Genomic DNA, 14616 nt, shown 5'->3' with positions numbered 1-14616 from the left:
GGCGACGGTCACCGTGTGTTGCAGCACGTCGTGACGGCCGAACCGCCTGATGCGACGCCCAGGAAGGCCACCTGGCGAAGCCGTACTGCTGGGTGGATGTGCGGGAGAGCGGACGGATGTGTTCTCTCCCGCACATCGTCAGACCAGGGGTGAAGAGATCAGAGGGTGGCGTTGAAGCTGCCCTTGGCCTCGGCGGAGTAGTAGGTGCGGCTGCCCTTGAACTCGGCGACGTAGCCGGACAGTGCCGCGGTCGCCATCAGCTGGGGGTCGCTGATGTGGCTGCCGGTGTCGAACACGGCCTTGCCCTGGTCGTTGGTCCGGGCGGAGCCGAGTTCCTGGCCGCCGCCGGCGACGTAGAAGTGGATCAGCTGGTTGGGCAGACCCTGGCCGTCCTCGTCGGTGAGGAAGGCCTCGACCTTGGCCTTCGCCTTGCCCTGGAGCGCGCTGCCCTTGACGGTGTTCGCCTCGAGGAACGTGGACTTCTTGATCTTCGGAGCCTCGGGGTCGACCGGCTGCTGCGGCGGGTAGTAGGGCTGCGGCGGCGGGTAGTAGCCGGGCTGCGGCTGGTAGTAGCCGGGCGGCGGCTGCTGCGGCTGGTAGTAGCCGGGCTGCGGCGGCGGGTAGTAGCCGGCCGGCGGCGGCTGCTGCGGCGGGTAGTAACCGGGAGGCGGCGGCGGGGGCGGGTAGTAGCCGGGCGTCGGCTGCGACATGGGAATACTCCTCATGGGCCATAGGGATCCGGTCGCGGCCGGGGTTGCCGGCGGAGACCGAAAATTCCGTGTACCCGGACAGACTGCCGCTCATAAATGTGTCACCAGCCGCAAACCAGGGAGATCCCGCCGGTTACAGCCCGTACGAGTGACCCTGTGCGATTGCCCGGACGAAGTACGGCTGGAACGATCGGCGAGCATGGCACCTACCCCCGCGGACACCGGTGAACTCGGCGGACAGTGGACGCTGCGGGAAGACGAGAGCGAACTCGTGGCGGGCAAACGCGGCCCGACCCGGCTGGGGTTCGCCCTCCTCCTCACATTCCACACCCGGCACGGATACTTTCCCCGGGACCGGTCCGAACTCCCCGACACGGCAGTGCAGAGCATCGCCCGGCAGGTACAGGTCCCCCCTGCCGCACTGCACTCCTACAAGTGGACGGGACGGACCATCGAGTACCACCGGGCGCAGATCCGGGAGCACCGCGGCTTCCGTGAATGCACGGTCGCCGACGCCCGGGAACTGACCGCCTACCTGAGCGAACACGTCGCCCACCGGGAACGACAGCCCGAACAGGTACAAGCCCACCTGCTGGCATGGTGCCGCGCCCGGAACATCGAACCGCCCGCACCCCGACGGCGCGAGAGAATCGTGAAGTCCGCCCTCCACGCGGCCGAGACATCACTGGCACGGCGGATAACCTCACGGCTGACCAAGGAAACCATAGGGAAAATCGTTTCCCTCACGGCCCGCAACGACGGACCACCGACTCTGAAGACCATCAAGGAATCACCGCGCGGCCACGGCGTACGGGCCCTGCTCACGGAAATGGACAGACTCCTGGCCATCCGGTCGTTCGGACTGCCACCCGACCTGTTCACCGGCATAGCACCCGCCACACTCACCGAATGGCGGACCCGCGCCGAAACCGAACCCCCCTCCCGGCTGCGCACCCACCCCCTGCCCCTGCGGACGACACTCCTGGCCGCCCTGCTCCACCAGCGGGACCAGGAAATCACCAGCACGCTGACAGAACTGCTGGCCTCCCTGCCGGGCCACGCGGACACAACAACGACACGATCCGCTCAACGCACCGGCAGTCCAGAGGAATGACCACTGCGGCACCGGTATCCCGAGCCGCAGCCCGGCGAGCAAGCTCCGCAGCCGATCGACGTCCCTCCGACCGCGGTCGAAAGCGCCGTGCAGCGCCCCGTGCCCACGGCGATACCCGGGCACCAGCGCCATGTCCACCAGGAAGCCGACGGGGCCGTCCCCGCGCAACGCCGGGCCGGTGAGCTCGACAACTCATCCCGCCGGGCGGACAAGGTGCTGTTTGCGTGCCGGGAGGGAGGGGCTTGCCCGGGCGGTGGGTCCACGGTGGCCGGAAGCGGGGTGCCGGGTAGCCGGAGTCCGGATCGGGCAGGAGCTCCGGATCCGCCGAATCGGCGGCCCCGGCAAGCACGGTGGCACGCCCGGGGACCTCCACGTGACCGTGCGCATCGACGGCTGAGCAGGCCCCGGACCGGGGCTGGTGCCAGCGTTCCGTTGACACCAGCTCTCCAATCCCCGAGTGCGGAGAATCAGTCGGTGCCCTGGGGGAGACCGTCGTCCAGGACGATGCGGATGGTCTCGCCCTGTCCGGTGACGTCAGCGAGTTCGGCCGCGATGCGGTTGTAGGAGGCCGTAGCCAGCGCCCAGTCGCCCTGCAGCGGGGTGGCAGTGGAGCGGGTGTTCCACAGCTCGATCAGCAGGGCAATGAGGGACCGGCCGGACAGGACGGTCTGGACGCGCCCCTCCTTGAAGTCATCGACCGAGGGTGGGGTGCGGAAGTGGCTGTGGTCGACGGCCAGGGCGGTGAGCCACTCCCAGGTGTCGCGGTGCGCGATCATTTCCGCAGAGGCCACGCCGGCGGTCTTCAGCAGCAGGACACCGTGGGCGATCCGCGGATCCTGCGCGTCGGTGAAAGCCTGCGGGGCGGCGGCGGCAGGCTGTGCTGCGGAAGTACTGGTGCCCTGGTAGGCGGCCTCGATTGCCTGCTTGAGAGCGGGGTCCTGATCCTTGTTCTGGGGCTCCGGCTGTGACTGGCGCTCGCTGTCCTCCATGGTTCCCCCCTGAGGGTCGGTGTCGGATGAGATGGGCGGCCGCGCGGCCGCGGAGGAGACGGGGCCATGGTGGGACTCCGCTCCCGGCTCCGCCGGTGCTGTCTCTTCGGTGTATGTCTGTGCCTTGCCGGCGGGTTCCGCGCCCGTCTCGTGGAGCAGTGCGAGGGGAGGGAGAGTGTCGAGGAGGTCCTGCAGTTACCGGAGCTCGCCACGGGTTTCGTTCAGATCGCTGATCATTCGGTCCTGGCGGCGGCGTACTTCCCGGTTCTCCTCGCGCAGTCCGGTGACGCCTCCCTGGACGACCTCAAGGATCTTCAGCCGGCCCTGCGCCAGCTCTCCGTGCAGGGCGGTCAGCCCTACGGTCGGGTCGTCAAGGCGCGCGAGTTGGTGCCGTATCGCCTCCAGTTCCTTCATCACGTCATCGAACGCGTCTCTCCACTTCACGTAACCCCCTAGTTACTCAGTGCATGCGGCCGCTCGTATCTCCCCATAAACCTTCCGCGTGACGCGACGTTTTCCAGCCCTTCCCTGGCCAGGACCACACCCCCTGCCCTCCAGCGGGTAGGCGGCCGTCTCCTCGCCACCTCGCACGGGCAACTCGTCACCCTGCCGTCCGGCACAGTACGGCGCTGCTCCCTCACCAAGAGCGAGCCGACGGTCGGACGACCGCTCCCGCACGGGTCCTGCCGCCCAAGACCGAGCCAACTGTCGCCCGCGTGCATACCCACCGGTCTGGTGCGTCCCGGCTCGTTGCGGTCACAGCCGATCGCCTGGCGAAAGCGGTCGAGAAACAGGGCCCATTTGGTCCTCGCCCCGGGGATCCGTGCAGTGTCTGCCACGTAATTGATCAAACAAATAGAAAACATAGAGAAACGAGGATATTTCACATGTGGAAGATTAAGAAAAATTCACTTCATTCACCCCAAAACGGTCAGTTACTCAGAGGGTCTGGATAACTCTTTACTGTTACGTTACTCTCTTGAATGTAGATCACGAACGCACCGATGAGCGGGTCACTCGACACGAGGATTCGCTGACCAGCCATGCCTGATTCAGGAGGAACAATCATGCGCAAAGAGATCCGAAACGCGATTGTTGTCGGCATAGCAGTCGTCATGCCGCTGATAGCCGCGGGGCCTGCTATGGCCAACGTGACCAGTTGCCCCTCCAACGGTAACCCCGGCGGTGGCCAGCGCTGCACTACGCTCAGCAATGGAGTTCTTGCGGTCTCGGGCGTGAGTGACGGCACATATGTCAACGTTAACTACTATCGCGCGAGTGGCGGTAGCCTCACCGGGCGTCTCGGCTGGGAGCGAAACGGCACCACCACCTGGGCAGCCAACAGAAACATGTCCACGGTCCCCCTGCACTATTCGAACCAGTGGGGTCCGAACGCAAGCTGCAACCCCATCATCGGAAAGCTGAACGCCAGTGGTAGCGTGTACGTTACCCCGCCGCTTCCGCAGTGCTGACGAGTAGAGTCTCTACGACCTGCCATTGATTTCTTCGAGGGCCTGCCGACAAGGCGGGCCCTCGAACTATCCCATCGGAATCTTGCACTCATGCTGACAGCCGTCTTTCGGGGGCACGAATCCTTCGTGTTCCTTGCCGCCGTTTTCACTCTTGTCGTCGGCGGAATCGCTTACATGCAAGCTCGTTCACGAGCTGACCGCCCCCTCACTATGGCCCTGTGGGTAGCGTCCATCGCGGCCACCATTTCTCTTACGCTGTGGACGACCGGAGGCGACACCGCTGCGCAGTGTGTCGTGAACAAGGATATTCTTGAACCCTTTGGAACAGTGCAGGGGCAGCTCAACGTAGCGATGTTCGTGCCGTTTGGCCTGCTCGGTGCCCTTGCCACCCGCCGCCTGGCTCTTATGGCGCCTCTCTGCGCCCTCTTCCCCGCACTGATCGAAACCTTCCAGGGGCTCGCCCCTTTCATCAGCCGTTTGTGTGACACCAGCGACTTCGTGTCGAACACAATTGGAGCCGCACTGGGTGTCGCTGTTGGATTCCTTGCCAACAAGGCTTTCAAGACGTCAACTGCACGAACAACCCAGGTTTCCCGTCGGCCACTCATCGCCTGCGGGGCACTCGCAGTAATCCTGGCCGGCAGTTGGCTAGTGTGGATGGAACCCATCGTAGTGGAGAGGACAGTAACCCAGCGGACCACCAGTTCGGCTCAGGAATCCGCAATAAGGAATGCACTCGATGAAGCGTTCGGCGGGTACTTCAAGCCCGATTCATTCGAGTTCACGCCCCAGGGAGATGGGGAATCGGGGACAATCATGGCGAACTTCAAGGCGGGTGCAGCTGAACTCTCGTGGCCAGAACCTGAACAATTCACTGTTAATCTCATTTCATCGGATCTTGAGAAAGGTCACACGTTCCCTGTTCCAGGGGTCAGTGGACCCGTCTCCTCAAACGAGGAAGCCGAACGCGTCGCTGTCGCCTATGCGGAGAACTTCGCGCCTTGGGGACTCAGGGAATCCGAGATCAGTGTCTCAAGGATTGACGAGCAAGCAGACCTCGGCTGGATCATCAGTTGGCGCCGCTGGGATCGCAAAGTACTGCTGCCCATGCGACTGGACGTTGTGGTGGAACCTGACGGTCGAGTACGCGATCTCATCGCACGCAACATCGACGACCCGGAAATTCCCAAGGTGAACATCTCCGAGGATAATGCGTGGGCTGTCCTGAATGACCATTACGGAAATGCCGCAGATGGAGCCGAACGCGGTGAACCCGTCCTGCTTGCAGCGCGCCGCGACGGTGCATGGCGCGTTCACTGGATACTCACAATCAAGAATGATGATCTCATCATGGGCGGAACTGTCGACGCCACCGACGGAACCTTCCACTCCCCGGAAAAACGACGTGCAATGCCAGATGCCAGTGAATGACCTGCATCCGCTGTAGCGGCCCATCCCGTCAAGGACGGGCTGCTACAGCGGTCCCACCACCCATGAGCGACTCACGTTCCAGGTGACACGGCATCGTGTGTGACATCCCGTCAGTTCCTCTGAGCCTTGCTGAGCCCTTGTCCCCGTGGCCAGTGCGTTCTGGGCGCCGCCACGTTCTCCATGTCCTCCGTCATCGGGATCACCACGGTCCTCGCCATGCCGTGCTTCGGGGAAGTCGCCGGACGCGGAGCCCAGGCATCCCGGTGATCCACACACCCTTTTCGTGCACCTGCTTCGGAGCGCCAGCCCGGCCCGACCCGCCTGCGACACTGGATCCGGCCCTCCGGCCACTCAACAAGATCAAGGACCTGTGGGCCACCACTCGGCCCGAGGCACCGGACGCCGAACGTCCGGCGGCGGTTCTGGAGTGGCTACCGCCCCTCTGTGGTCTCTGCGAGAATCGGAGGCGCGGCCTGGCCGCTACACAACTTCCGGGAGCCGAGACCGTGCCTGAAGACCCCATCGCTCAGAGCGAGATTGCCGCGCTGACCCGCCGCTACGAAGACGCCGCGCAGAAGAACGACCGCGAGTTCGGCATCGTCAAAAGCGACCTGACCGCGGTCCGCCTCCAGGTCGGCAACCTTGACCAGAAGGTCGGGAACCTCGGCGAGCACGTTGCCCGCCTGGATGAGCGGCTCGAACGCATGGATCAGAAGATCGACCGGAACCAGGCCCAGATCATTGAGCTCCTGAGCCAACTGGTGGGCAAGAACCCCGACAACGGCTGAGCCTCCCGCCCCTACCCCCGGGGCCGCCACGGATACCGCGGCGACGCTTCCGCCGCGCCCTTCCAGGCGTGAAGCAAGCCCCCACGAACGGCCTTCAAGGGAACAGGGACCCCCGGTGTCTCCCCGTACCTTCGAGGTGAGCCACCTTGAACATTCAGGGTGGCTATCGGCAGCGAGGTCGCGGGCTTACGAGCACTGACGACCAGATGAGTCCCCGGCGGAGCCTTTCACCCAGTTGTATCGTCCCGTCGGCCGGGGCGCGGGGTGTTTCACCGTGCGGCGCGCGTGTACTCGCGTCGCATGGTGACCAGGGTGCGCCAGCGGTCGCGGGTCTCCTGTTCGGTGTCGAGCCAGCGGGCCGGGGAGGGGGCGGGGAGGGGGAGGCCGGCCATGAAGTGGGTGAGGTCGGTGTAGTAGGCGTAGTCGCCGGAGTGGGTGCGTTCGCGCAGCCGGGCGATGGTGGTGGCCAGCGCGGCACGCTCGTCCTGGACGGCGTGGTGGAAGCACAGTGCCAGATCGAGGGTCGCTTCTGCGGAGGCGAGCCCGGCGACCCGGATGTCGGTGCGGAGCCGGCGTGCGCGGTCTTCGACGTCACGGGCGCATCCGGCGTCGCGGACCAGGGCGGCGATCTCCGTGGTGAAGGTCGTGGCGCGCAGGTCGAGTCCGGTGAGCAGCTGCTGGGCGAGTTCGAGTTCGTCGTCGGCGCGGGCGGGGTCGGTGAAGGCGAGGACGAAGGCGCGCTGGGCCTGGGCGGTCGCCCGTTCGCCGGCGACGCCGTGCTGTTCGGCTTCGACGCGTGCCTGTTCATAGGCGGCGGCCGCGCGGTCCATGTCCGCCTGGACCCACCACACGTCTCCCAGGATCCGTTGCTGTCGGCCTTCCCAGCCGAGGGTCCGGGCGGTTTCCAGGGCGGTGGGGAAGTCGCCGGCGAGGCGCGACAGGTGCGCGAGCCCGCGGCGCGCGGCGGGCGCGAGCCGGCCGCCGCCGTCGGCGACCAGCTGCATGCCGCGGCGGGATGCGTCGCTGCGTCCGAGGTCGCGCTGGGCTTTGGCCTGGTAGTAGACGGCCATCTCGTGGAGCTCGGCGGGCAGCAGCCGGGTGTCGATGACGGTGGTGAGCCGGTCGACGGTGCGTTCGCGGTGCTCGTGCTGGCGGCGGGCGAGCGCGCTGAGCGTTTCGACCAGGGCGTCGGCCGGTGTCTCCAGCTCCGTCTCCGCGCCCGCGGCTGTCCGCACGGTTGGGGCGGGCGGGGCGAGGGGCTCCCACACGGAGTCGCCGATGTAGGTCCAGGTGGCGTCGGTGAGCCAGCCCAGGTCGAGGCGGAAGTCGCGGGCGAGGGCCAGGCCCTGGCGCAGGCAGCCGACCAGCAGCAGCCGGCCCGGCATGCCGCTCGTACCGCTGGTGCTCCACTGGTCTCCGAGCGCGGTGAAGGCGCGTACGGCGGCGTCGTGCCAGTCGCGGGGTGACCAGCGGTCGTCGGTGCGGTCGTCGGCGGTACGGATGGTGGAGCGGATCAGCGCGTGGAGGTGGAAGGGCCACAGGCCGAAGGCGTTCTCCCGGACGAAGGGCCGCTCCAGCAGCCGCAGGACCGGTGCTTCACGGTCGGTGCCCGCTGCCTGTGCGGCGAGGGGCACGTCGAAGGCGTCCAGCAGACTGACGGAGCGCAGGACGTGGCGTTCGTCGGGGGTGAGGTCGCTGAGGGTGCGCGCGATCAGTGCGGGGAAGTCGACGTCGAAGTCCGCCGGCTCAGGGGTGCGGGTGCGGCGGATCTCCAGGAACCGCATCACCGCGAGATCGAGGTGGAGCGGCAGCCCGTGCGACCGAGCAGTGATCACCGTACGCAGCGGCTCCTCGATGAGGGGCTGTCCGTCGCGGGTGAGCCGGCGGGCGAGGTAGTCCTCGCAGTCCTCCGGGCTGAAGTCACCGATCAGGACCTGACGCCCGCCCGCCGTCCGGCCCCCGGGCCCGACGAGCCCGGCTGGCACCGCGGGGCGGGGGTGAGGGAGGCTCGGAGTAGCGAGGCCGGGCCAGGCGGTTGGGCCGGTCCAGTCGAGCTGGCCCTGAAGGCTCTCGTCGGCCCAGGGAAGGCGGCTGCGGCCGGTGATGACGAAGAACGCGTTCGGCATCAGCCACACCACCCGCTGAACAAGCCGCTCCAGATCGCGGCGGGTACGGTCACCGGTGTCCTCGAAGGTGTCCAGCAGCACCACCGGCACCACCCGCTTCCCCGCCGGAAGCCGGGCAAGCTCCCAGGCCAGAAGGTGCGGGTAGTAGGAGAGAGCGTCAACGTCGGGCTCGGCCTGGAGGAGGTCAGCCAGCCGCCGGCACCCGGCCAGCGCGCGGACCGATTGGCGGCGCTCGCGCAGCGCCCCGATCAGCGAGCCGGTCACCTCACCGAGGATAGAGCCGACCGTGCCGGGCAGCAGCAGCGCCGCCGCGACGTCGGCGAGCGCGGACTGCATCTGCTGCGGCAGCGCCTGCCCGAACCGCCCCGCCAGACCACCGCGCCGCAGGTACTCCTCCAGCGGCTCGCCGGGATGCTGGTGCTCCCAGTAGCGGCGCAGCGCGATGTCGAAGGCGGGCAGCGGCCGGCCCGGCCGGGCGGCGAGCGCGAGGCGGATCGTGAGGATCACGCGCTCGAAGTCGGTGCCGGCCGACCGCGCCAGGTCGATCCGTACGGGCAGGACCGCGGGGCTCTCGGGCCAGGCCGGCTCACCCCACTGAGCGGGGCGCTGCTCCGTACTGGCCAGGGCGGCCTCCAGCTTGCGGGACAGGGTCGTCTTCCCGATCCCGCCCACACCGTGGAAGACGAGCACGTTGCGGCGGGGCGCCTCGAGGTCTTCGACGTCGAAACCCGGTTCCGCGAGGTGGTGCAGGTGTGCGGTGAGCGCGTCGGCGAGGATCTGCCACTGGTCCTGCCGGTTCGTGAACGCCTCGTCAGCACCCATCCGCTGGTCGTTCGAGCCGAACAGCGCCCTCAGATCCCGACGACCCGCACCCGCCACAGCAAACCCCCTGGTGATCAGCTTGAACCCCTCAACCTACGCGCGGTCGGGGGAGCCTGGGAGAAGCATCCCCCGAAAGGGTGGCGGGCACGGATGCTTGTCCGTTCCGTACTCGGGCTCCGCGCAGGGCCCGCGCCGGGACGGCGGTTCTTTGCCGGGCCGTCTGCGCGGCGGACAATGCCCTTTTGCTCCGAAACCAAGGCGGTTCCACCCGTGCACGACCACCCCGACACCCCCCAGCCCGAGCCTGGTAACTTCGGACCCGATGCTTCCGAGCCCGCCACGCACGGCCGGCTGCGTCCGGAGGAGAGGCGGCAGGGCGCTGCCCACGACGTGGCGCTGCAGCGGGTGATGGTGGTCATGGGCTGGTACCGGCACGCGATCACCCAGGAGCGCTACACCGGAACGGACGCGGCGCGGCTGCGGGAGCTGATGGACGGCCTGCTCGAGTGCGTCGCGGACCAGCAGGCACTGGAGGAAGCCGATCCAGACGAAGCCGACCGGATCGCCCGCCTCTACCAGGATCGCTACGCCGCGCTGACCAGCGAGGAGTAGCCCCGGCCCGCAACACGCGGCCGTACGGGTACGGGCGGCAGGCCCGCCGGGGCTCCGGCGCATGCGAGGGGCGGTGGCTGGAGCTGGCCGGGCAGCAGCGGGAAGGCGAGGGAAACGATGTCCCTCAACTCGGCACGGTACTGCGGCAGGGCGGCCACCAGCTCCCGGTGCACCGCGAGGAACCGGGCGGCCTCCGGAAGGGTGTAGGGCCGGTGGCGCTCCCGCACGAGAGCGAGGGCCGCCCCGGCCGGCCGCCGCCAGGAGCCGTCGGCGCCCCGTTCGTTGCGGAACAGGGCGTGGAAGTCCCGCCGCAGCACCGTCACCGCGGTGACCGCCGGATCCGACTCCGCGCTCCGTACGACCTCCGACAGAGCCCGGTAACAGGTGTCGTGCCCGGCCCGCGACGTGAAGCGGCCCGGCATGCCGCTGCGGGTGACCTGAGCGTAGCGGTGCGCGGTGCCCTGGCGGCTGTCCGCGGCCCGCACCGCCAGGACGACCACCTCGATCCGGTGCCCGTCCCGCGCGAATGGACGGGCACTGGACCAGAACTCCTCGACACTGCCCGGGGCGCCCTCGATCAGGATGTCGCCGCGGCGCGCCCGCACGTAGGCCTCGGCCTGGGCCATCCAGGCCCGGTAGTCGGTGCGGATCGCCGCTCCGGCGCCGCGCGGGTCGTCGATGAGGAGCTGCAGGTAGTCCGGGTGCAGCGCCTTGAAGTCGTCGCCGGAGAGCCGGGTCACCCCGCGGCCGCTCAGCGCGCGCTTCACCAGGTTCGTCGCCCGCCACTTCCCCGCGCCCGGCTGTCCCAGCACGTAGGTGACCACGGGCCGTTCCTGCGCGGTGACGCGGGACAGGTAGGAGGGGACGATGAGCTCGTCGAACGTCCACTGGTGTTCTTCGGCCGACAGACGGTGGTAGTCGACGCCGGGCGGAGTGCTGCGGGCCTGCGCGATCCGCCGCACCGGCTCCGCGAGGGCGGCGGCGCGCGCCGCGTCCCGCTGGACGGCCAGACGCCGGTCCTCGCAGAGCCCGTCGCCGTGCACCCGGCGGTCGGTACGGGCCAGGTCCCGGTGGAACAGGGCCGTCTGGCGTGCGGTCCACGGCCGCGCCCGCCCGCCGGTCACTGCCGCCGCCGCGCCCGGCGGCCGCCGCCAGGCGCCGTCGACGAGTTCGTTGCTGTACAGGAGCTGGCCGTCGCGGCGCAGGACCGTGATCCGGTCGGCCAGCCGCTCGGCCTCGATGACGGCCAGGGTCTGCGGCAGCTGCTTCGCGCAACCGTCGTGGTTCTCCCAGGACACGTACCTCCCGCCGCCCGCCGCCGCGTCGGCCAGGAACCGTTCCAGGACTCCGAGCTGGCTCAGCGCCTCGGCCGTGGCGAGCGCCACCACCTCGATCCGCCCACCCACACGCCGGCTCGCGGCCGCGGCCGTACGGAACGCGTCGGCGTCGGCGAGCGCCGTCTCCACCACGGCGTCGAACCGCTGCTCGCGGGCGTACGCTTCGACCGCCGCCTGCCAGCGCCGCACATCCGAACGGACCTTGACCCCGGCGGTACGGACGTCCTCGGCCAGCAGCCCGGCGTAGAGGCGGTGCACGGCCTTGTACAAGTCGCTGCCGATCCGGACCGCGCCGCCGCGCAGGTCGAGGACCGCGTGCAGGAGATCGGCGAGCTGGGTCTTGCCGCTGCCGGGCTGGCCGGCGACGTACACGGTGACCGGCCGCTCCTGACGGACCGCGTGCTTGACCCCTGCCGGCAGGATGAGCCGGGCCAGCACACCGTCGTGCTCGTCACCGGGCAGCAGAGCCGGGACGACCTCGTTCTCTCTCACCAGTTCTCCTGGGGGCGGGGCCCGGTCAGTTCTGTCTGTGTGCGGCGTCATCGGCCAGGAGGGCCCGCTCCCGCTGTCTGCTACTTCTGCAACAGTTTCCGGAGGTCATCGAGCGTCCTTCCGTCGCGGAGCTGCCACAGCGTCCAGCCGTTGATGACGTTGCCGGTCACGGCTTCCGCTGCTTTGGATGGTGAAGAGAACGGTGAGGCGTGACCGTCGACGATCATCTGTCCTTCGTTCGTGACCACCGCCCGGCCCGACCGGTTGGCACGACGCTGATGGAAGGTCAGGACGGTGTCTGCTGCGAGCAGGTTTGCCTTCATCAGCTCCGCAAGTGGTCCGTAGGGAACCACGGGGGCGGGTGCGGCGGCAGTCCGTTCGGCGCCACCGAGAGAGAGAGTGACGTGAATCGTGTCGTTGCCGCTCGCGCTGGTCAGGTGCGCGAGGAGGGCGGAGTCGAACTCGATCTTGAGTGTTGGCATGTGGCCTCCTCGGTCGTGGGGTACGAAGCCCCTATCGCTGAGTTTCGCTTCTGTTCTCAGTGACACGAGCAGCATAACAAATCTTCTCCTCGCAGCGGTTAAGGAGAACTCTCTTTGTGCTCCCTTGATGCAGCTCAAGGCGCGCGGCGAGTCTCGTCTTCAGCCCGGTGAAGATCGCGGTTCCGCGGGAGGAGGCGACGCCGCCAGGGATCTGCACGGCCCGGCCGGCTGTGTGTACGGCGGCGTCAACGTCTCCGAGCGCGAGGTGCGCGCGTCGGCCTGCCGGGTCAGGCGCAGGGGCGTCATCGCCGACTGCAAGGATCAAAGGCCACAAGAAGGTGAAGGGGACTGACAAGGATGCCGAAGAAGCGCAAGAAGGATCGCAAGGCGCCCCGGACGCGAGCCTCAGCTCGGACCGCTCCGGCCCGGCGCGCAGGCCTGGAACTGGTGGACTGGGACGATGCTCCAGAGGAGGGTATCGACGTGATCGATGCCCTCGCCGAACGGTTTCCCGCTCCTGCTGACGCGGTGAAGGCTGTGCAGGCCGGCGAGCGCGTGGAATGGACAGGTGAGATCGACGGATCGACGATGCGCCACCGTGTCCTCTTGGCCGACGGCGGCACCGCGGCCGTCGAACAGGCAGTCTTCGTCGGCGGTGTTCTTGAGGCGATCCTGCTGTGTGCCTGGCACCAGGCAGAGGAGCAGCAGCGGGACTTGCTGGAGGCCGGAGTGCTCGCTGCCCTCGATGACCTTCACACGGCGGTCCGGCCGGTCCTAGAAGCTGAGATCCGCGAAGTTCGTCCCGACTACACCGCTGCTGTTCCGCAGTCCTTCCGCGAGGAGCCAGAAGCGCATGGGGCAGGCATGCCTTTGTTCGGCTGGCGCCTACTCCACCAGGTCGGCCCGGACACCACCTGGAAGGACACCTGCGACACCGCCACGTGGAACACTTCCCAGACCATGTCGGGGCTCGGCTACTACGATCACGTCCCCGAGTTGAAGCCCGCCGAACTTGCCCGCCTACTGCGTTACCACGGAGTCCCGGCCGTGCTCTGCGCGAAGTGCGGCGAACCCGTCACGGATAGCCACCCGCAGTGGCCTGGCGTGTGGGTTACTCCTGACAGCGAGCGCGGACCTCTGTGCGGAGAACCCGGAGCCCGACCTGTCGCTGCGAAGCCTCTGCTGGGGACACTTACCGACCGGGACTTCGGCGCGCCTCATTGTCCGGCCTGAGGCCATCTGACGGTGACTTGCCGGTTTGACGAGCGTCGCAGGCACTGCCACGGTGGCGGCCCACAATCGCATATAGAGGCACGGGCGGATCGAGGTGATCCAAGCTCCCTCACGACGGTGCAGGCATTACGGCAGGGTCGTTGGCTCCACCAAATCCCCTGCCGACTCCACTGACCAAGGCTCCTGCCCGCATCCGGGCGGGAGTTCTTTTTCTCCCCATCCCGGTATGTCCTGTGTTCGAAAGCCCCGGCGCCCGCCGGGGCCTGGCTGCGTCGTCGTCAAGACTGCGGGGACATGCCCTCCCCCTCACAGCGCCAGATCAGCTGGCGAAAGCTTGAGGCACACCCTCAGTCCTGCGAGTCCGCGCGCTTCATCGCGCCGACCAGTGCGTTCCCCATCCGTGCTTCCACGGGAGCCCCCTCCGTCTACCGATCCCGTCACCGCACCCGGTCACGGAAGCTGTCACCCCGTCAGCGGGATCACCGGCCAGCGCCTGGCCGTGTACGCCGAGGAGGAAGGGGTGGCACCGAGCCGAGGCGCGGTAGGTCTCGCGCTTCAAGTGGTTGTTCCAGGAGCCGATGTCGGGCTGGTTCTCGGCCGACAGCTCGTCCGCTCTGCTCAGGGAACCGGGGATGCGGCCCGCGCGGCGTATGCGTCGATTGCCTGTTTCAGGCAGGCTGCCGTGAAACCGGGAAGGCGCCCCCCTCCCGCGTCTTCTCCGTATCGAGCGTTGATTCTTCCTCTGTTGGGCCGGGCAACCCCTACTTCACGCAGCAGCCCGCACAGATCCGGCCCGATGGTATTCGGGTTGCACCCCAGCGCAACTGCGAGGTCCCGCGACGCCATCTCCTTCTCCCGTACCGAGTCAACGATTGCGTACGCACGCGTGAGGAGCGCCGGAACGTCCTCCCCACGGTCGTCTGCAGCCTGATACTGCTGCGCAGCCTCTCGTGCCGGCGAAGGGACGACCGGTCCGTTGCCGGTGGACGAAATCGGCTCAGCTCGGAC

Annotated in this window: 13 protein-coding genes; 7 read left to right on the top strand and 6 right to left on the bottom strand. The window is 68.0% G+C overall.

Annotated features, from left to right (window positions below; translation table 11 throughout):
- Positions 1-158: 158 nt before the first annotated feature.
- Positions 159-710, bottom strand: a complete 552-nt coding sequence (locus tag ACFXKG_RS30565; RefSeq protein ID WP_384845940.1) for a hypothetical protein — start codon at positions 708-710, stop codon at positions 159-161.
- A gap of 199 nt (positions 711-909) precedes the next feature.
- On the opposite strand from ACFXKG_RS30565, the gene ACFXKG_RS30560 reads away from it, so the two are divergent.
- On the top strand, positions 910-1824 hold the full coding sequence (locus ACFXKG_RS30560) for a DUF4158 domain-containing protein (protein WP_384845938.1): 915 nt from the start codon (positions 910-912) through the stop codon (positions 1822-1824).
- Positions 1825-2291: 467 nt separating this feature from the next.
- Here the strand turns inward: ACFXKG_RS30560 and ACFXKG_RS30555 are convergent, their stop codons facing one another.
- Positions 2292-2813: a hypothetical protein gene (locus ACFXKG_RS30555; protein WP_384845936.1), complete on the bottom strand. Its 522-nt coding sequence runs from the start codon at positions 2811-2813 to the stop codon at positions 2292-2294.
- A gap of 195 nt (positions 2814-3008) precedes the next feature.
- A complete protein-coding gene (locus tag ACFXKG_RS30550) occupies positions 3009-3257 on the bottom strand; it encodes a hypothetical protein (protein WP_384845934.1) in 249 nt (82 codons plus the stop codon).
- Positions 3258-3880: 623 nt separating this feature from the next.
- Here ACFXKG_RS30550 and ACFXKG_RS30545 point away from each other — a divergent pair.
- The 3 genes from ACFXKG_RS30545 (at position 3881) to ACFXKG_RS30535 (ending at position 6504) form a co-directional block, all read left to right on the top strand.
- The gene (locus ACFXKG_RS30545; RefSeq protein ID WP_384845932.1) at positions 3881-4285 is read left to right on the top strand and encodes a hypothetical protein; all 405 of its coding nucleotides are present in this window, start codon (positions 3881-3883) and stop codon (positions 4283-4285) included.
- Between the two features lie 90 nt (positions 4286-4375).
- On the top strand, positions 4376-5716 hold the full coding sequence (locus ACFXKG_RS30540) for a VanZ family protein (protein ID WP_384845930.1): 1341 nt from the start codon (positions 4376-4378) through the stop codon (positions 5714-5716).
- A gap of 506 nt (positions 5717-6222) precedes the next feature.
- Positions 6223-6504: a hypothetical protein gene (locus ACFXKG_RS30535; protein WP_384845928.1), complete on the top strand. Its 282-nt coding sequence runs from the start codon at positions 6223-6225 to the stop codon at positions 6502-6504.
- 269 nt (positions 6505-6773) lie between these two features.
- Here ACFXKG_RS30535 and ACFXKG_RS30530 read toward each other — a convergent pair whose 3' ends face one another.
- Positions 6774-9452: an ATP/GTP-binding protein gene (locus tag ACFXKG_RS30530; RefSeq protein ID WP_384845926.1), complete on the bottom strand. Its 2679-nt coding sequence runs from the start codon at positions 9450-9452 to the stop codon at positions 6774-6776.
- Positions 9453-9722: 270 nt separating this feature from the next.
- Here ACFXKG_RS30530 and ACFXKG_RS30525 point away from each other — a divergent pair, with 270 nt between their 5' ends.
- On the top strand, positions 9723-10064 hold the full coding sequence (locus ACFXKG_RS30525; RefSeq protein ID WP_384845924.1) for a hypothetical protein: 342 nt from the start codon (positions 9723-9725) through the stop codon (positions 10062-10064).
- Here the strand turns inward: ACFXKG_RS30525 and ACFXKG_RS30520 are convergent.
- Positions 10037-11893, bottom strand: coding sequence for a zeta toxin family protein (locus tag ACFXKG_RS30520; protein WP_384845922.1), 1857 nt, complete (start codon positions 11891-11893; stop codon positions 10037-10039). The genes ACFXKG_RS30525 and ACFXKG_RS30520 overlap by 28 nt on opposite strands.
- A gap of 80 nt (positions 11894-11973) precedes the next feature.
- Positions 11974-12375 (bottom strand): DUF4357 domain-containing protein, encoded by a 402-nt coding sequence (locus tag ACFXKG_RS30515; protein WP_384845920.1) that lies wholly within the window; start codon positions 12373-12375, stop codon positions 11974-11976.
- Positions 12376-12502: 127 nt separating this feature from the next.
- Here ACFXKG_RS30515 and ACFXKG_RS30510 point away from each other — a divergent pair, with 127 nt between their 5' ends.
- Positions 12503-12727, top strand: coding sequence for a hypothetical protein (locus ACFXKG_RS30510; protein WP_384845918.1), 225 nt, complete (start codon positions 12503-12505; stop codon positions 12725-12727).
- Positions 12728-12822: 95 nt separating this feature from the next.
- Positions 12823-13608: a hypothetical protein gene (locus ACFXKG_RS30505; RefSeq protein ID WP_384845916.1), complete on the top strand. Its 786-nt coding sequence runs from the start codon at positions 12823-12825 to the stop codon at positions 13606-13608.
- Positions 13609-14616: the final 1008 nt, after the last annotated feature.

The organism is Streptomyces sp. NPDC059255 (assembly GCF_042752355.1).
GTDB lineage: Bacteria > Actinomycetota > Actinomycetes > Streptomycetales > Streptomycetaceae > Streptomyces.
Note: the sequence above shows the minus strand (reverse complement) of the source record. Positions and strands in the feature narration are given on the sequence as shown.

Coding starts and splice junctions, on each gene's coding strand:
- ACFXKG_RS30565 (WP_384845940.1), bottom strand. CDS start 710: ATGTCGCAGCCGACGCCCGGCTACTACCCGCCCCCGCCGCCGCCTCCC.
- ACFXKG_RS30555 (WP_384845936.1), bottom strand. CDS start 2,813: ATGGAGGACAGCGAGCGCCAGTCACAGCCGGAGCCCCAGAACAAGGAT.
- ACFXKG_RS30510 (WP_384845918.1), top strand. CDS start 12,503: ATGCAGCTCAAGGCGCGCGGCGAGTCTCGTCTTCAGCCCGGTGAAGAT.
- ACFXKG_RS30560 (WP_384845938.1), top strand. CDS start 910: ATGGCACCTACCCCCGCGGACACCGGTGAACTCGGCGGACAGTGGACG.
- ACFXKG_RS30530 (WP_384845926.1), bottom strand. CDS start 9,452: ATGGGTGCTGACGAGGCGTTCACGAACCGGCAGGACCAGTGGCAGATC.
- ACFXKG_RS30515 (WP_384845920.1), bottom strand. CDS start 12,375: ATGCCAACACTCAAGATCGAGTTCGACTCCGCCCTCCTCGCGCACCTG.
- ACFXKG_RS30545 (WP_384845932.1), top strand. CDS start 3,881: ATGCGCAAAGAGATCCGAAACGCGATTGTTGTCGGCATAGCAGTCGTC.
- ACFXKG_RS30540 (WP_384845930.1), top strand. CDS start 4,376: ATGCTGACAGCCGTCTTTCGGGGGCACGAATCCTTCGTGTTCCTTGCC.